This window comes from uncultured Rothia sp. (assembly GCF_963544205.1).
GTDB lineage: Bacteria > Actinomycetota > Actinomycetes > Actinomycetales > Micrococcaceae > Rothia.
Window position 1 is genome coordinate 25,939 of sequence record NZ_CAUUDY010000009.1, and the last position, 17,629, is coordinate 43,567.

Consider the following 17,629-nt stretch of genomic DNA (forward strand, 5'->3'; position numbering starts at 1 on the left):
AGATATCCGTGGCAACCAAAGAATTTACGCACCTGCACGTGCACACCGAGTACTCCATGCTCGACGGTGCCGCGCGCCTGGGTGACCTGTTCACCCACGCTAAAGAACTCGGCATGAAGTCCATGGCGACCAGTGACCACGGCTTCCTCTTTGGTGCCTTCGACTTCTGGCGTCAGGCTAAAGCGCACGACATCAAGCCCATTATCGGTGTGGAGGCGTACCTGACCCCCGGCACGCACCGTACCGACCGTTCGCGTGTGCGTTGGGGCGACGGCTCCCGCGACGACGTCTCCGGTGGTGGCGCGTACACCCACATGACCATGTGGGCTGAGACTACCGAGGGCATGCACAACCTGTTCCGTGCCTCCTCGATTGCGTCGCTGGAAGGCCAGCTGTACAAGCCGCGTATGGACCGTGAGGTGCTGCAGACCTACTCGAAGGGCCTGATCGCGACCACCGGTTGCCCCTCCGGTGAGGTGCAGACGCGCCTGCGCCTGGGACAGTTTGACGAGGCGGTCCAGGCGGCGAGCGAATTCCGCGATATTTTCGGCAAGGACAACTTCTACTGCGAGGTCATGGACCACGGCCTGGACATTGAACGCAACGTCCAGGAGGACCTGCACCGCCTCGCCAAGAAGCTGAACCTGCCCTTCGTCGCCACCAACGACCTGCACTATACCCGTCAGGAAGACCACACCGCCCATGCGGCGTTGCTGTGCGTGCAGTCCGGCTCGACCCTCACCGACCCCAAGCGCTTCAAGTTCGACGCGGATAACTTCTACCTGCGCTCGGCAGAAGAAATGTACGCCCTCTTCGGCGACATTCCCGGCGCGTGCGAGAACACCCTCGAAATCGCTGAACGCTGCAACGTGGAGTTCAACACCAAGGCGAACTACATGCCGAACTTCCCCGTGCCCGAGGGCGAAAACGAGGAATCCTGGTTCGTGAAGGAGGTCGAGAAGGGCCTGCACTACCGCTTCCCGGACGGCGTGCCCGACAAGGTGCGTAAGCAGGCTGAATACGAGGTGGGGGTCATTACCTCCATGGGCTTCCCCGGCTACTTCCTCGTGGTCGCCGACTTTATCAACTGGGCTAAGCGCAACGGTATTCGCGTGGGTCCCGGCCGTGGTTCCGGTGCGGGGTCGATGGTTGCGTACGCGATGCGTATTACCGACCTGAACCCGCTCGACCACGACCTGATCTTCGAGCGATTCCTCAACCCTGACCGCGTCTCCATGCCCGACTTCGATGTGGACTTTGACGATCGTCGCCGCGGCGAAGTCATCGACTACGTGACCGAAAAGTACGGTGAAGAGAAGGTCGCACAGATTGTCACCTTCGGCACCATTAAGGCGAAGCAGGCGCTCAAGGACGCCTCCCGCGTGATGGACCAGCCGTACTCGGTCGGTGAGCGCCTCACCAAGGCGATGCCGCCGGACGTCATGGGTAAGAACATCGCCCTGGCGAACGTGTATAACGAAGAGGATAAGCGTTACGCCGAAGCGGCAGATTTGCGCGCCCTCATTGAGGACCCGGTCGATAAGATTTACGGCCAGGTGTTCGAGACTGCCAAGGGCCTGGAGGGTCTGAAGCGTCAGTGGGGTGTGCACGCTGCGGGCGTGATCATGTCCAGCAAGGACCTTGTGGACGTCATCCCCGTGATGCGCCGCGAGGCGGACGGCCAGGTTATTACCCAGTTCGATTACCCCACCTGTGAGGGCTTGGGCCTGATTAAGATGGACTTCTTGGGTCTGCGTAACCTCACCATCATTTCTGATGCGGTGGAGAACATTAAATCGAACCGTGGCATTGACCTTGACCTTGAATCTCTGCCGCTGGATGACCCGGAATCCTACCGTCTACTGGCGCGCGGCGACACCCTCGGCGTGTTCCAGCTCGATGGTGGCCCGATGCGCTCGCTCCTGAAGCTCATGGAGCCCGAGGAGTTCGAGCACATTTCGGCAGTGTTGGCGCTGTACCGTCCGGGCCCGATGGGTGCGAACTCGCATACCAACTACGCTCTGCGCAAGAACGGTAAGCAGGAGATTGAGCCGATTCACCCCGAGCTGGAAGAGCCGCTGAAGGACATTCTGGACACCACCTACGGCCTGATTGTGTATCAGGAGCAGGTTATGGCGATTGCGCAGAAGGTCGCGAACTACACTCTGGGTGAGGCAGACTTGCTGCGCCGTGCGATGGGTAAGAAGAAGAAGGCGGAGCTGGATAAGCAGTACGCTACCTTCCACGACGGCATGATTTCTAACGGCTACTCTGAGGGCGCTGTTAAGGCGCTCTGGGATATTCTGCTGCCGTTCTCGGACTACGCGTTCAACAAGGCGCACACGGCTGCGTACGGTCTGGTGTCGTACTGGACTGCGTACCTGAAGGCGCACTTCCCGCAGGAGTACATGGCTGCGCTGCTGACCAGTGTGGGCGATAACAAGGATAAGCTCGCGCTGTACCTGAACGAGTGCCGTGCCATGGGCATTACCGTGCTCGCCCCGGATGTGAACGAGTCCACCCTGACGTTCGCCCCTGTCGGTGACGATATCCGCTTCGGTATGGGCGCGATTCGTAACGTGGGCGCGAACGTGGTCGAGGGTATGATTGTCGCCCGCGAGGAGAAGGGCCGTTACGAGTCCTTCAACGACTTCCTGAAGAAGGTGCCGCTGCAGGTGTGCAATAAGCGCACCATTGAATCGCTCATCAAGGCGGGCGCCTTCGACGACCTGGGTCATACGCGCCGTTCCCTGTCCCTCATCCACGAGGCGGCAGTGGACGCAGCGGTGGCGGTCAAGCGTAAAGAGGCGGCGGGCCAGTTCGACCTCTTCGGCTCCCTCGGCATGGACGACGCCCTCGGCGACGAACTGACCGTGACCATCCCGGACGTGCCCGATTGGGATCGCCGCGAGAAGCTGAACTTTGAGCGTGACATGCTGGGCCTGTACGTTTCGGATCACCCGCTGCGCGGCCTGGAGCGTGCGCTCTCTGATGCCGCAACCCACTCGGTGCACGACATCATCGGTGAAGACTCGCACGTTCGCGACGGCGAAACCGTCACCATCGCGGGCATGCTCACCGGTGTTTCGCGCCGTATCGCCAAGTCCAGCGGTAACCAGTACGCCTCCGTGGAGCTGGAAGACCCCTCGGGCGCAACCATCACGGTCATGTTCTTCTCCCGCGCCTACGAGACGATGGGCGCCGCCCTGGCGGACGACCTCATCTGCTCGATTCGTGGCCGCGTGCAGCGCCGCGACGACGGCAGCGTGAACATGAGCGCCCAGGAACTGCAGATCCTGGAAATCAGCGATGACGGCCGCGCCGCACCCATCACCATTGTGGTACCCGAGTACCTGGTGACCGAGGCGAACCTGAAGGAGCTGAAGGAGACCCTGCGCGACCACAAGGGCACCGCGGATGTGCGCATGCTCATCCGTACCCGCGATAAGGAGCAGCTGGTGCTTCTGGACCCGAGCGTGCGTGTGGAACCGAACCCGAGCCTCTTCGGCGAAATCAAGACGATTTTCGGTCCGAGCTGCATCCGCCGCTAAACATCAAGCCCTCCGAACGGGGCAATGCTCAGGGTGGATTCTGCATAGCAGAGTCCACCCTGAGCGTATATTCACTCACACCATACGGTGCATCCGCTGTATATCACGGTAGAATAGGTATAAATATTCTTGAGCGCTGTATACGCGGGCGCCCCTAACGCCCAGCCAAGGAGAAACGAATGTACTGCCCCTATTGCAAGCACACCGACTCGCGCGTGGTGGATTCCCGCACCACCGATGACGGCGCCGCAATTCGCCGCCGCCGCCAGTGCACCTCCTGCGCTCGCCGCTTCACGACCGTTGAAACCACCACCATTTCGGTGATTAAGCGTTCCGGCGTGACCGAGCCCTTCGACCGTTCGAAGATTGCCGCCGGTGTGCGTAAGGCATGCCAGGGCCGCCCCGTGGGTGAGGACGATTTGGCGAAGCTCGCCCAGGAGGTTGAGGAGCTGATTCGTGCTCGCGGTCTGGCGGAAATCAACGCGCACGAGGTGGGCCTGACCATCCTGGAGCCGCTGTCGAAGCTGGACGCGGTCGCTTACCTGCGTTTTGCGAGCGTGTACCAGGCGTTTGAAAACCTTGAAGACTTTGAGGAGGCGATTGCGCGTCTGCGTGAGGACCGCATCGCCCAGTAACTAGCTAAACCGGCTGCCGCTAAGTATGAGCGGCGGTATACAGAAGGGACCGCCTTCCGAATGATTCGGAAGGCGGTCCCTTCGTGTGTCTATGAAGCTCTATCAGAGATTGATAGCGGGTAGCTTCTTATGCCTCGCCGCGGCGCTGACGCTCCGGCAGCATACCGCCAGCCCACAGCGCCGCACCCACGATACCCGCGTTGTTACGCAGGGCAGCCATAACCATGGGGGTACGAATCTGATCCTCAAAGTACGGCATGAACTTCTCGGGGTTCTTGGAGATGCCGCCGCCAATGATGAACAGGTCGGGGGAGAAGAGCATCTGAACGTGCTCGAAGTAGCGGTACAGGCGCTTGCCGTACTTCTTCCAGGACAGCTCGTGCACCTCGCGGGCACGAGCGGACGCCTGAGACTCGGCGTTGTGGCCGTCAATCTCCAGGTGACCCAGCTCGGTGTTCGGGATCAGCACGCCGTCGTTGATGAGGGCGGAGCCAATGCCGGTGCCCAGGGTGATGACAGCGATCAGACCGTCACGGTTACGGCCCTGACCGTAGGTTGCCTCAGCCAGACCGGCTGCGTCAGCGTCGTTGAGGCCGTAGACGGTGCGGCCGCCCAGAGCCTCGCTCATGACCTGCTCCAGATCGGTGTTAATCCAGGAGTCGTCCACGTTCGCTGCGGAGAAGACCATGCCGTTCTTCACCACTGCGGGGAAGTCAATGCCGACAGCCGACTCGGGGTCCGGCGCCAGGTCGCGACCCTGCAGCTCATCAACTACGCGGCGTACAACCTCAGCCACAGCGGCGGGGGTTGCAGGCTTGGGGGTGTCAATGCGGAAACGATCCGAGACGAGGTTACCGGTGCGCAGGTCGACGATGCCGCCCTTAATGCCGGTGCCTCCAATGTCCACACCAATCTGCAGGTCCTTGGGGGTGGGGGCAGGCAGCTCGTTGATGACGCCGGGTTCTGCGTAATCGCTCATGGTTTTCTCTCTCTTTCACCCCGCCTACTGCCGTATAACCGGGGAGCGGGCGGGCTTGTCAGTGGGTGAATTGATATAAAAAGTGAGGTGCTGGGCTTGAACCTGTACAAGCAGGAAACCCAGAGGTCTGCGCTTTAGGGCAGAGTGAGGATGTCCGCGCCGTCAGCGGTCACCACGAGGGTGTGCTCGAACTGTGCGGTGCGCTTGCGGTCGCGGGTGACCACGGTCCAGTCGTCATCCCACAGGTCCCATTCGATGGTGCCGAGGGTCAGCATGGGCTCGATCGTGAAAATCATGCCCTCACGGATCTCGGTGTCGTAGGCGGGTGCCGCATCGTAGTGGGGGATGATGAGGCCCGAGTGGAACTCACGACCCACACCGTGACCGGTGTAGTCGCGAACCACGCCGTAACCGAAACGTGCCGCGTACTTCTCAATGACGCGACCAATCACGTTGATCTGGCGGCCCGGCTTCACAGCCTTAATCGCACGGTTCAGGGACTCTTCGGTGCGCTCAACCAGCAGGCGGGATTCTTCGTCCACGTTGCCGATGAGCAGGGTCTTGTTGGTGTCGCCGTGCATGCCGTCCAGGTATGCGGTGACGTCCAGGTTGAGGATGTCGCCGTCCTCCAGCACGGTGGAGTCCGGGATGCCGTGGCAGATGACCTCGTTCAGGGAGGTGCACACGGACTTCGGGTAGCCGCGGTAATCCACGGTGGAGGGGTACGCGCCGTGGTCGCAAATGTACTCGTGGACCAGCACGTCAATCTCGTCGGTGGTGGTGCCGGGTACGCAAATCTTGGATGCTTCAACGATGGCGCCTGCCGCAATCTTGCCGGCTGCGCGAACCCGCTCAACTTCCTCGGGGGTGTACATGTTCGAGTCGTTACCCTCGTTGGCGGTGGGCTTACCCACGTACTCGGGGCGAACAATGTGCGAGGGGACCGGGCGCATGGGGCTGACGCGTCCGGGGGTCAGACAACCGACGGGTGCGCGACCGGGCTCTGCGGGAAGATTATGCGAAGTATTCGTTTTGGTTGAAGACATAGTTTCATCTTACCGGGCGTGGGCGGTTTGTGTCCCTTGCGCAGGCGCTAAAAAGCGGCGGATACATAAGCCGTACCTTTTTCCCAGATTGTGAATAAAATTTCATGCTCACTGGGGTTGCGGAGGCGGAACCGAGACAGCACAGGGGAGGAGCGGGGGAGAGCGTGGCAGAGAGAACAGCGGGTCAGACACCGGGTGAGAAGCCGCGCCAGCCTCATTGCCACGAACTTGGGCGCGTGAGAAGCTAGAAACACCAACCCCTCACCGTCGAAGGAGAACCCATGAGCGAGAAGAAAAACCACCTGAGCGAAGCCATCGAAGCGGCGGTTGAGAAGACCCTGCACGCCGCGACCGACGCCACCAGCCCCCACGCTGATGAATACTGGTACAACCTCGCCACCGGTGAGGTTGAGCGCGGCCAGCAGAGCGCCGTCACCTCCCTGTGGGGCCCCTTCAAGACCTACGAGGAGGCGGCACACGCCATGGACCGCGCCCGCGAGCGCAACGAGGAGTGGGACAAGGACGGCGGCCTGCTCTAAAGCCCAGCGAACGTTCTGCATGCATGCCTCTAACAGAGGCATCTAAAAGAGGCAGAAAACAGATACAGCAAGACCCCCGCACCCGGAACACCGGATACGGGGGTCTTCGCTTTGTCTCAAGCTACCGTCTAAACCTAAAGCCTATTCAAAGGTGTGCTCAGCCGCCGGGAACTCACCCGAACGAACCTGCTCACGGTAGGCGCGCGCGGCGTCCTCCATGACCTGCCCGACCTGCGCAAACTGCTTCACAAAACGCGGAACGCGGCCGGAACGAACACCCATCATGTCCTGCCAGACCAGCACCTGACCGGTCGTCACGTTCGAAGCACCAATACCAATCGTCGGCACCGCTCCGACCGCCTCATCCACGCGGCGTGCGGTCTCGGTGGTCACCATCTCCATGAGCACGCAGAACGCGCCAGCCTCAGCCAGAGCCACCGCATCCTCACGAACACGCTCGGCAGCCTCGCCACGACCCTGCACGCGGAAACCACCCAGGGCATGCTCCGACTGCGGGGTGAAACCAACATGCGCCACCACCGGAATACCGGTACGCACCAGGGCACGAACCCACTCGGTCATCGACGCATCCGCCTCAATCTTCACCGCGTGCGCGCCGCCCTCCTTCATCAGGCGAACAGCGCTCGCCACCGCTTGCTGCGGTGACTGCTCATAGGAGCCGAACGGCAGATCTGCGACCACCATGGCGCGGGATGCACCGCGAGAAACCGCCGCGACCATCGGAATCATCTCATCCAGGGTGATGGTCAGGGTCGACTCGTAACCGAGCACCACATTCGCCGCAGAATCGCCAACCAGCAGCATGTCGATGCCCGCGCGATCAAAAATCTGCGCGGTCAGGGCGTCATAACAGGTCAGCATGGAGAACTTCTGACCGGTCGCCTTAGCCTGCGCCAGGTGAACGGTACGCACCTTCTTGACGGTGTCCAGGTCAAAAGGCTTCGATGCAGAAGTAGTCGCGGGAGCAGCCGCGGAGGTAGCGGCAGGCTGTGCCGCGTAGGGCGAAGAGATCTCGGAAGAACGCTCAGTAGTCATGCTGACTATTCTAACCCTGCACGGCTCCAACCTGGCGTACCGCTCACCACGAGGGAACTGTCCCTAGTTCCAGATGAGGTTAATGTAGTAGGTCGGGAACGACGCAGCAGCGTTCTTATTCATCATCTCCGGAATGGCGAGGGACGCATCCTCAAACTCACGCGGCAGATCACGCTGAATGAGTGCCTGCTGCACCAGGGCATCCCAGTAGACCTGGGTGACCGAGTAGGTGCAGACTTCCTTCACGACGTCCTCCGCGTAGGACTCCCACGCCTTCTTCGCTGCATCATCAGATCCGAAGAAACCCTCATAACCCTGAGACAGACCCGTATCGCAGGCGCTCACCGCGTTCTTCGAGTACTGCAGCCAGTAGCTGCGGCTCAGCTCATCCGAAGTGTTGAACGTGAACGCCTCGTAGTCCGCCTTCAGCAGGGCGTAGGACGCCTGGATGGAACCGGCAAGCGGGGCGTGCGAGGAGAAGACAATAACGTCCAGAAGAGCGGCAATGTACTCCATCTGCGCCTTCTCATACGAAATACCGGAAGGCTGAACCGGACCAGAATGCATCTGCACCAGAGCCTCGACAGCGTTGATGAAACGCTCAATGTCGGCGGTCGCCTTCACCATCAGATTCAGCAGACGCTGAACACGCTGATAATCCTCAGAAATCTGCGAGAACAAGCCGTAGGACAGGATGCCGCGCTCCGAAGCTGCCGCCGCCAGAACCTGGCTCGTCAGACGCTGGCTTTCCGCCTCAGCCTTCGCCACGCTCAGCAGTAGGGCGCCGCAATACGCCAGGGCACGGCGATCCACGAGCTGAGGCTGCTGCTGATGCAGCGGTAGAAGACGCTCGTGAATCTGACGGAAAATCGCGCTCTGCGCCAGGGCCTTCTTACCCAGTTCTTCAGTCTTCAGCAGCACGGTATCCGCCGAGAAATCACGCGGAACAAAACGGCGCGCATCCTCAGCGGTAAACGGCGAGTAGGGGCGACCCATCAGCGGCTGCAACAGCGACATCGTGGTAAACAGCGAAAAACGAGCCGACACCGGGTACAGCGAATCCGGGTAGTTCGGCGCATCCACCGCATTCACGCGCTCCGTGCACAGCGTCAGCCAGGTCTGTTCCACCGCCCGATCAGACCTAATGCCAAGACCCATACCTAGGATGCCCTCGCCGAACGCCTCCGAAGGGAGCTTGCCGGGGTTCATCTGACGCACCTGCATCTGCGCCAACGCCAGCTCCACCGTGTAGTTCGCGCGGCGCTTCTTACCCGCCTCATCAAGGTGTTGGAACGGACGCATACCCGCGATTTTCTGAGCGCGCGCCTGCGTGTGTAGCTCCTTGCTCATCGCAAACTGCTGCGGGTTACGCTGCATCATCTTCGACACCTCGTACGCGCTCTTACGGTTCAGCTTCTCGCGGCGCTGAGCGCCCTCAGCCGACAGTGCATCATACTTGCCGCGGGTTGCGTGCACATACCAGGCACGAATCAGCTGAAGCGGCAGGAAGAAGAACGCGAACTTCCACGACCACGTAAACAGAAGAATCGGAATGACCGCAATAGAGCCCACACGACCCGTATAACCGAGCCAAATAAGCTCCACAAACGCACCCACCAGCGCAAAGAGCGCCACGGTACGAGTCCTAAACGCAACTCGGGAGGGGCGGTCCAGCAGGTAAGTCGTGCCGCCAGACTTGTTGTTCCTCATGACCAGCGGACCAAACGCCGCAATCGCCATAATGCACGCCAGGTAAACAACACAGAAAACAACCGGCGCCGCAATGAGTAGCAGCCACTCTAAACCGGTGGGGTCGGCAGCCACGATGCTGGTCGCCAACGGAAGCTGCGCCAGCGGAAGCTGTACGGTCGAGGGAAGAAGAATGGAATGTAGCATACCCTCATTATCGCAAGGCGACCCCGAACACGCCCCGCGAACCGTCATCTGCTAGGTATCTGGGCGCATCCTACACCCACACAGCGGAAAAGCGGGGGAGGGGGCGCCCCGGCACCTCCCAGAATCTGAGCTACCGCGCCGCATGAGCGAGACACGAGCGAGAATTTACACAAACGAAACCTCCCACCCGCACGACACACAGCAGAACCCGATAGGCTAGATAACAACAGGACACACGCCGGGGCAAGGAGGCGCCAGCACCGCTGGCACGCCGCCCGCCGGAACGACGGTGAAAACCGCTGAAAGTTCAGCGGAACCCACCGGGTCGCTCCCGCACTATATATCCTCGTCGCGGCACACAATTCAGCGCGCCTCCGCCACCCACAGACGGGTACCACGCGGATGCGCGCCCGCACCGAGAGGGCAACTCATGGACCGCCAACAGGAATTCGTACTGCGCACCATCGAAGAGCGCGACATCCGCTTTATCCGCCTCTGGTTCACCGATGTGGTCGGCACCCTCAAATCCGTGGCGCTCGCACCGGCTGAAGTAGAAAGTGCCTTCGACGAGGGCCTGGGATTTGACGGCTCCTCCATCGAGGGCTTCTCCCGCGTCTACGAATCCGACATGCTGCTGCAGCCGGACCCCTCCACCTTCCAGATCCTGCCCTGGCGCGGCGAGGAAGACTACACCTCCCGCATGTTCTGTGATGTGCTCACCCCCGACGGTGAGATTAGCGCCTCCGACACCCGCGGCGTGCTCAAGCGCGTGCTCAACAAGGCTGCGGAGATGGGCTTCACCTGCTACACCTCACCTGAAATCGAGTTCTACCTGCTCGAATCCTCCAAGCTTGGCGCCGACGGATTCCCCGTGCCCGTGGATCACGAATCCTACTTCGACCACACCCCCGGCGGCATCGTGCAGGACTTCCGCCGCAAGGCAGTGACCATGCTCGAAGAAGTCGGCATCTCCGTCGAATTCAGCCACCACGAAACCGGCCCCGGCCAGAACGAAATCGACCTGCGCCATGCCGACGCCCTGCAGACCGCCGACAACGTCATGACCTTCCGCACCGTCATCAAGGAAGTCGCCTACTCGCTCGGCATGTACGCAACCTTCATGCCCAAGCCCTTCACCAAGTACGCCGGCAGCGGCATGCACACCCACTTCTCCCTCTTCGAAGGCGACACCAACGCATTCTTCGAAGCCGGTGCCGAATACCAGCTGTCCAAGACCGCACGCCACTTCATTGCCGGTGTGCTCAAGCACGCCCCCGAATTCACCGCGGTCACCAACCAGTTCATCAACTCCTACAAGCGCCTCTGGGGCGGCGGCGAGGCACCCTCCTACGTCTCCTGGGGCCACAACAACCGCTCCGCCCTCGTGCGTGTGCCCCTGTACAAGCCGAACAAGATGCAGTCCGCCCGCATTGAGTACCGCGGCCTCGACTCGGCATCGAACCCCTACCTGGCTTACGCGGTGATTCTTGCCGCCGGCCTGAAGGGCATCGAAAACGAGTACCCGCTCATGCCCGCCGTGACCGAGGACCTCGCCGCCATGACCAACGCCGAACGCCGCGCCATGGGCTACAACCCGCTACCTGCCTCCCTGCGTGAAGCTATTAATATCACCGAGGAATCCGAATTCATGGCGGAGGTGCTGGGCGAGCAGGTCTTCGAGCAGTTCCTGCGCAATAAGCGCGCCGACTGGGACCAGTATCAGGCCCAGGTGACCCCCTACGAGCTCAAGCACAACCTCGGAATCCTCTAACCGCTGGATTCTCTGCCTCCTCGCATGATGAGTGACCGCTGACAGCCTCAGGGCGGTACCCGCTACCGGTAACACGCCGGCGGGTACCGCCCACAGGTGTATCAGCATCGCTTTTATCCCGCCGAAATTTATACTCTCTACCCACGGTTCTACCCACAGTTCTCACGCTATGACTGACAGCTCTCACTACCCGGCCACCGGGCTCATCCGCATTGTTGACCCCGCCAAAGAACCCAAGCCGCTGACCGACATCGCCCCCGATGCGCTCGACGACGAACAGCGCGCCGAAGCCGAACGCAAAGCCCAGCTGCGCCTGCACACCCGCATGATTGCCACCGGTTTTCATGACCCGTCCAAGGCGGAACGCTGGCTCAACGCGCCCGAACTGCAGCGCGTTTCGCAGGATGCGCTCTTTGCCGGGCTGCGCCTCGCACCCTCACCGGATATTGCGCTGCCTGCACTCGTGCGCCTGATTGAGAAGCATCCGGCGGTCGCTGAGCGCGCCAACCGCGGCGAGGAAGAATTCGGCATGTACCGCCTGCTCGGTGCATCCCAGGCGATTGGTGACTTCCTCTACCGCCGCCCTGAGCTCATTGACCCGCTCTTCGATACGCAGGTGTACCCGGCGGAGAGCGCGCTGATCCGTTCCCAGCACCCGGCGTCGATTTTGCCGGAGACCGACGGGGAATTCCTGACCCCCATCGCCCCGCTGGACACCCCCTATCGCCGCGATATCCTCACCGCCCTCGGCGCCGACCCGCAGGCTGAGCGTCCGCACGCTGCCGCCGAGCAGACCGGCAAGGACGGCTACGTGACCCTGCGCGTCGCCTACCGCGCCGCCCTGGCGCGCATCGCCCTGCTCGACGTGTGCTGCGAAGACCCGGTCGAAATGATGCCCACCATCGGTCGTCACCTCGCCGATTTGGCTGCCGCCGCGCTGGAGGGTGCGCTCGCCATTGCCCGCACGGAAGTGGCGGAGGGGCTGGGCCCCGGCCTGGCGGCTCCTCGCCGAGGCGAAGCCGTAGACGCCCTGGACTTGGCGATTATCGGCATGGGTAAATGCGGTGCCCGCGAGCTGAACTACATCTCTGACGTTGACGTGGTGTACGTGGTCGCGCCGGTAGAGCCTGCACCCAGCACCGGGGTAGAGGGTGAGACCGCCCCGCTCAAGCTCACCGAGAACGAATGTTCCACCATCGGCACGGAGCTCGTGCACGCCCTCACCCGCGCCATCATGGGCCCCGCGCCCGAACCTGCCCTCTGGGAGGTCGACGCGAACCTGCGCCCCGAGGGTAAGGACGGCCCGCTCGTGCGCACCGTCGAATCTTACGTTCAGTACTACAAGCGCTGGGCAGAAAACTGGGAGTTCCAGGCACTGCTCAAGGCTCGCCCCATCGCCGGTTCGGCGCAGCTGGGTGCCCGCTACGCCCGCGCGATTGACCCCTTCGTGTGGGAGTCTGCCGCCCGAGAATCCTTCGTGGAATCCGTGCAGGCGATGCGTGCCCGCGTGACCGACAATATCCCCTCGCACCAGGTAGACCGCCAGATTAAGCTGGGCCCTGGCGGCCTGCGCGATATCGAGTTCACCGTGCAGCTGCTGCAGCTCGTGCACGGTCGAACCGACCCCGCTGTGCGCACCAAATCCACCGTGGATTCCCTGGCGGCACTGACCTCGGTAAGCTACATTAGCCGCACCGACGCCGATGCGTTCAGCCGCGACTACAAAAAGCTGCGCGTACTGGAGCACCGCATCCAGCTGCAGCAGCTGCGCCGCACCCACCTGATGCCCGAGAAGGACGCCGAACAGCGCGCCCTCGCCCGCTCGATTCTCTCCCCGGAACGCAACGGCACGCTCTCCGCCGAGCAGATGCTCAAGGCGTGGCAGAAAATTAAACGGAACGTCCGTTCACTGCACGAGCGGATTTTCTTCCGCCCGCTACTTGCCGCCGTCTCCACGCTCAGCCGCGACGAAGTGGTGCTCAGCGAGCAGGCTGCACAGGACCGTCTGGCGGCGCTGGGCTACCGCGACCCGCGCGGCGCCATGCGCCACATCAAGGCACTCACCACGGGACTTTCCCGCAGCGCAGACATTCAGCGTCACCTCATGCCCGTACTGCTGGGCTGGTTCGCCCGTGGCGTGGACGCGGACGCCGGCCTGCTCGGCTTCCGCATCGTCTCCGAATCGCTCGGTAGCACCAGCTGGTACCTGCGCATGCTCCGCGACTCGCCGGCCGCCGCTGAGCGCCTGAGCCAGCTGCTCTCTAGCTCGCGCCCCATGACCGACCTGCTGGAGGACGCCTCCGCATCTATCGCCTGGCTGGACAAGGTTGCCGATCTCAAGCCGCTGGGGGAGGAGGCGCTCGCCTCCGAGGTTTCTTCGCTGCTGGCACGCCATGAGGACGCCGCGGAGGCGATGCGCGCCGTGCGCTACCTGCGCCGCCGCGAAACCCTGCGCACCGCTATGGGATGGACCCTGGGCATTGTCGATATTGAAGACACCTGCGCGGGTCTTGCCGCCATTGACGAGTGCACGATCGGTGCGGCGCTGCAGATTGCCTTGCGCGAGCTCCAGGCGGCACCGGAAGGCGCTGAGGGTATGGAGGCTGAGGAGGCAACTGGGGAGAAGTTGCTCACCCGCATCGCCGTCATCGGCATGGGTCGCCTCGGCGGTGCCGAGAACGGCTTCGGCTCCGACGCGGACGTCATGTTCGTGCACGAACCCCTCGACGGCGCAGACGAAGACGCCGCGCAGGAACAGGCGGCGCGCATCGTCAACCGCACCCTCGCGCTACTCAAACAGCCCGTCAAGCCCCCGATTCGCGCCGAACGCCCCCTCGAAGTGGACGCCGACCTGCGCCCCGAAGGCAAGCAAGGTGCTATCGTGCGCTCGCTCGACTCCTACCGCTCCTACTACGAACGCTGGGCGGAAACCTGGGAATTCCAGGCGCTCACCCGCGCCCGCCCCATCGCCGGCGACGAAGAGCTCGGCAAGGCTTTCGTGGAGCTCATCAACCCGTACCGCTACCCGGTAACCTTCACGCCCGAACAGGTGCAGCAGATTCGCCGCATGAAGGCGCGTGTTGAGAATGAACGCATGCCGCACGGCGCCGACCGCACCCGCCAGCTCAAGCTGGGCCGCGGCGGCCTGTCGGACGTTGAGTGGCTCGTCCAGCTCGTACAGCTGCGCCACGCACACGCCGTGCCGGGGCTGCGCACCACCTCCACGTTGAAGGCGCTGGATGCGGCGGTCGAAGCGGGACTGGTTGATGCTGCCGATGCGGAAATCCTCAGCGGTGCCTGGCTGCTCGCCACCAAGATCCGCGGCGGCAACGTACTCCGCGGCGTGCGCCAATCCGACACCCTGCCCTCGGGACGTGCCGACCTGGAAGCAATCGCCCGCTGGTGCGGATACCCCGCCGGTAGCGCCCGCGCCCTCGAAGAGGACTACCTGCGCCAAACCCGCAACGCCCGCAAGGTCTACGAGCGACTCTTCTTCGAAGAACTCTAAAAATCACAGGCGCGGATTTCATAGGGGAGGGGCGGGGAACCAATTGTGGCTCCCCGCCCCTCTTTCTGCGTTTTTCTGTGTTCTCTGAAATTTTTCTGCGGACTTTACTCTCCCAACTCTTGCGGCAACCAGAACAGTATTCGCCTAAAAACCCGAAAATGTGACCGGCACCATGAAAATAAATTTTGCCAACATGTCCCAAAAAAGAGACAAAATACCCCGTTCTGCCCCGGAAACACGCGGAACACTGGGTGTCTAACAAGGGATTTGGCAAACACTCAAAAACCCCGTATAGTATTTACCTGTCAGCACGACGGAGCGAAAAACTCCATCGGAATGATTCAAATTGAATACGCTGATATGCGGTTGTAGCTCAGTTGGTAGAGCACCACCTTGCCAAGGTGGATGTCGCGAGTTCAAGTCTCGTCAACCGCTCGTAAGGACTCCAAGAGTTCGAACGCGTTCCCTCGTGGAGCGTATGCGGTGAGGTGGTCGAGTGGTTAGGCAGCGGCCTGCAAAGCCGTGTACGCGGGTTCGAATCCCGTCCTCACCTCGCAACAAAACAACTGTTTTGTGAGCGCGATTGGCGCAGCGGTAGCGCGCTTCCCTGACACGGAAGAGGTCACTGGTTCGATCCCAGTATCGCGCACAAAGGAAAACCCCTTAGCTTTACGGCTAAGGGGTTTTGTGTTTAACCTTTGGTTTTGTTTAGGAGGGGTGGTGCCCTCCTTGTTCCTGCAGGGGACCCGCCCTCGCTTCGCTTCGGGCACCCTGATGTCTCTGCGGAGGACACCATCCCTCCCGCTCCCTGCGTAAAACACCCAGCCTCAGATTAGTAAGGGCGGGGCTTGCGTGCGCGATACCGGCATAACGAACTTAAGGGGGAGGGGGCTATCGCCTTCTCAATCTTTTGCTGGCTTTGCCAAATATGTGGGTTGGGATTGCGGCTCAGCGCCGCACCTTCCGGAAGCGACATCAGGGTGCCCGCCCGGGCGCTCTCCGCAGCGAAGCAAGGAAGAGCGGAGCGTCCGGGTGCGGCGGGTTCCCCTGCAGGAGCGAAGGAAAGGCGCGGCGCAAGGTGCCCAAAGGCTCCCATGCCGCGCTCCAACCAGGGATTTACGTTAAAGCTGAGGTTCAGGGTATTCTTTTGAGCGGCGCCGATTTTCTTTCCACAGCAAGCAATTCGAGGCCTGCCTGGAAACAATTATCGCCGCGCTGCAAACACATCACCCCACCTGAATAAAGGGCATACCATGTCTACTTCCATGACCCGCCGCAAGCTCGTCGCTGGTGCAGTCTGGGCGGCACCGGTCGTCGCAGCCTCGGCAGCCATCCCCTCCTACGCAGCATCCGTCGCCGCCACCAACGACTGCATCCTGGCGGCCAACCCGGCGTATAGCATCTCCGGCACCGACGAAGGCGCCAAGACCGTGCAGAGCTTCGCCGTGCCCAACAACGTCTACAAGCTTCGTTTTGAGCTGGTCGGCGGCGCGGGTGGCACCAACAACCGCATGACCCCGGCGGGCTCCGGCGCGAAGGTCACCGGCATCATCCCCGTAACCCCCGGCTCCACCGTGCAGATCATCGCCGCGGCAGGTGGTATCGGTGACGGCTCCCTGACCCCCACCGCCGGCGGTGAAGGCTACGGCAACGGCGGCTCCGTACCCGCCTACACGATTCCCGCCAACGTTACCGCGCAGGTCGACGCAAAGTACGCTGACCCGGCAAACTCCAAGAGCCAGGTCTACGCCGCATCCGGTGGCGGCTCCTCCGCATTGCTCATCGACGGCGTCGTGGTAGCGGTTGCAGGCGGCGGTGGCGGCGCGGGCATGACCAGCTCCGGCGTGTCCTACGCGGACCCCTGGTACTCCAACCTCGACGGCCAGATCGACGCCGGCGTGGCGGCCCTCGGCTCGGACGCATCCCCGCAGTTCGATGCGGCGGGCAGCGCCTCCGCAGCGGCAGGCTCCAACGGCACTCCCGGCTACGAAATCTACAAGGCTGAACGCTCCAAGGTGCTGACCTACAACTCCGGTTTCGGCGGCGCAGCGGGCGTAGGCGGTGCAGGCGGCGCGGCAGGCGCCCTGCCGGCAAGCGGCCCCATCATCGGCTTCGAAACCACCAACAACCAGGTTCTGTTCAGCCAGTTCGTTGCCGGTAACGCGGGTACCGGTGGCTTCGCAGGCAACGGTGGCGACGGCGCGGGCGCATACTCCTACCAGCTCGACGAGAACCCCGCCAGCGTGCACGAGAAGGGCACTTACGAGGACCGCAGCTGGGACCTGGACGTCTACAACGATGAGGGCGCGTACGCGCAGAACTTCAACGGCTACCAGTCTGTGGTGTCCGGCGGCGGCGGCGCGGGCTACGGCGGCGGCGGTTCCGGCGCGGCGCAGTCCGTCTCCTCGATTGTGCTGACTCAGAAGTGGCTGAACAGCCCGACGGGCGTGCGCCAGGGTCTCGGCTACACGATGCAGGGCGGCGCTGGTGGTGCGGGCGGCTCGTACATTGCACCGTCCGTGAGTGAGGGCATGATTGTTTCGGCTGAGAACGCGCCGCAGTGGATGCGCGAGCGCGGTAACGGTTCGGTGACGGTGACCTTCTGCGAGGCGGCAGCCTAACCGTTTTTCACGCTGAGAGGCGGTGTT

General features: G+C 62.3%; 10 protein-coding genes and 3 tRNA genes. 9 read left to right on the forward strand and 4 right to left on the reverse strand.

The genetic code is table 11. The features are described from left to right. Window positions 1–8 precede the first annotated feature (8 nt). Together dnaE and nrdR are read left to right on the forward strand one after the other, a co-directional pair. Window positions 9–3,551, forward strand: coding sequence for a DNA polymerase III subunit alpha (gene dnaE / locus RWZ58_RS05920; RefSeq protein ID WP_314657998.1), 3,543 nt, complete (start codon window positions 9–11; stop codon window positions 3,549–3,551). A 179-nt stretch (window positions 3,552–3,730) separates the two neighbouring features. Continuing rightward, window positions 3,731–4,186, forward strand: coding sequence for a transcriptional regulator NrdR (gene nrdR, locus RWZ58_RS05925; RefSeq protein WP_005506525.1), 456 nt, complete (start codon window positions 3,731–3,733; stop codon window positions 4,184–4,186). Between the two features lie 127 nt (window positions 4,187–4,313). Here nrdR and ppgK read toward each other — a convergent pair whose 3' ends face one another. Together ppgK and map are read right to left on the reverse strand one after the other, a co-directional pair. Continuing rightward, on the reverse strand, window positions 4,314–5,165 hold the full coding sequence (gene ppgK / locus RWZ58_RS05930; protein WP_294627040.1) for a polyphosphate--glucose phosphotransferase: 852 nt from the start codon (window positions 5,163–5,165) through the stop codon (window positions 4,314–4,316). Between the two features lie 134 nt (window positions 5,166–5,299). Continuing rightward, window positions 5,300–6,211, reverse strand: coding sequence for a type I methionyl aminopeptidase (map, locus tag RWZ58_RS05935; protein WP_049340708.1), 912 nt, complete (start codon window positions 6,209–6,211; stop codon window positions 5,300–5,302). A gap of 281 nt (window positions 6,212–6,492) precedes the next feature. On the opposite strand from map, the gene RWZ58_RS05940 reads away from it, so the two are divergent. After that, a complete protein-coding gene (locus RWZ58_RS05940; RefSeq protein WP_314657999.1) occupies window positions 6,493–6,750 on the forward strand; it encodes a hypothetical protein in 258 nt (85 codons plus the stop codon). A gap of 141 nt (window positions 6,751–6,891) precedes the next feature. Here RWZ58_RS05940 and panB read toward each other — a convergent pair whose 3' ends face one another. Then, complete coding sequence (gene panB, locus RWZ58_RS05945; RefSeq protein ID WP_314658000.1) at window positions 6,892–7,806, reverse strand: 3-methyl-2-oxobutanoate hydroxymethyltransferase; 915 nt, start codon at window positions 7,804–7,806, stop codon at window positions 6,892–6,894. Window positions 7,807–7,869: 63 nt separating this feature from the next. After that, window positions 7,870–9,702: a geranylgeranyl pyrophosphate synthase gene (locus RWZ58_RS05950; RefSeq protein WP_314658001.1), complete on the reverse strand. Its 1,833-nt coding sequence runs from the start codon at window positions 9,700–9,702 to the stop codon at window positions 7,870–7,872. A gap of 430 nt (window positions 9,703–10,132) precedes the next feature. On the opposite strand from RWZ58_RS05950, the gene glnA reads away from it, so the two are divergent. The 6 genes from glnA (at window position 10,133) to RWZ58_RS05980 (ending at window position 17,602) form a co-directional block, all read left to right on the forward strand. Next, window positions 10,133–11,473, forward strand: coding sequence for a type I glutamate--ammonia ligase (gene glnA / locus RWZ58_RS05955; protein ID WP_314658002.1), 1,341 nt, complete (start codon window positions 10,133–10,135; stop codon window positions 11,471–11,473). 169 nt (window positions 11,474–11,642) lie between these two features. Continuing rightward, the gene (locus RWZ58_RS05960) at window positions 11,643–14,981 is read left to right on the forward strand and encodes a bifunctional [glutamine synthetase] adenylyltransferase/[glutamine synthetase]-adenylyl-L-tyrosine phosphorylase (RefSeq protein WP_314658003.1); all 3,339 of its coding nucleotides are present in this window, start codon (window positions 11,643–11,645) and stop codon (window positions 14,979–14,981) included. A gap of 362 nt (window positions 14,982–15,343) precedes the next feature. Further along, a tRNA-Gly gene (locus tag RWZ58_RS05965) sits at window positions 15,344–15,416 on the forward strand. 47 nt (window positions 15,417–15,463) lie between these two features. Further along, window positions 15,464–15,534 (forward strand) — tRNA-Cys (locus RWZ58_RS05970). A 24-nt stretch (window positions 15,535–15,558) separates the two neighbouring features. Continuing rightward, a tRNA-Val gene (locus tag RWZ58_RS05975) sits at window positions 15,559–15,630 on the forward strand. 604 nt (window positions 15,631–16,234) lie between these two features. Beyond that, the gene (locus RWZ58_RS05980; protein ID WP_314658004.1) at window positions 16,235–17,602 is read left to right on the forward strand and encodes a hypothetical protein; all 1,368 of its coding nucleotides are present in this window, start codon (window positions 16,235–16,237) and stop codon (window positions 17,600–17,602) included. Window positions 17,603–17,629 lie beyond the last annotated feature (27 nt).

Excerpts from the sequence above, each read along its gene's own strand:
- nrdR (WP_005506525.1), top strand. The coding sequence starts at position 3,731 with ATGTACTGCCCCTATTGCAAGCACACCGACTCGCGCGTGGTGGATTCC.
- ppgK (WP_294627040.1), bottom strand. The coding sequence starts at position 5,165 with ATGAGCGATTACGCAGAACCCGGCGTCATCAACGAGCTGCCTGCCCCC.
- map (WP_049340708.1), bottom strand. The coding sequence starts at position 6,211 with ATGTCTTCAACCAAAACGAATACTTCGCATAATCTTCCCGCAGAGCCC.
- RWZ58_RS05940 (WP_314657999.1), top strand. The coding sequence starts at position 6,493 with ATGAGCGAGAAGAAAAACCACCTGAGCGAAGCCATCGAAGCGGCGGTT.
- panB (WP_314658000.1), bottom strand. The coding sequence starts at position 7,806 with ATGACTACTGAGCGTTCTTCCGAGATCTCTTCGCCCTACGCGGCACAG.
- RWZ58_RS05950 (WP_314658001.1), bottom strand. The coding sequence starts at position 9,702 with ATGCTACATTCCATTCTTCTTCCCTCGACCGTACAGCTTCCGCTGGCG.
- glnA (WP_314658002.1), top strand. The coding sequence starts at position 10,133 with ATGGACCGCCAACAGGAATTCGTACTGCGCACCATCGAAGAGCGCGAC.
- RWZ58_RS05960 (WP_314658003.1), top strand. The coding sequence starts at position 11,643 with ATGACTGACAGCTCTCACTACCCGGCCACCGGGCTCATCCGCATTGTT.
- RWZ58_RS05980 (WP_314658004.1), top strand. The coding sequence starts at position 16,235 with ATGTCTACTTCCATGACCCGCCGCAAGCTCGTCGCTGGTGCAGTCTGG.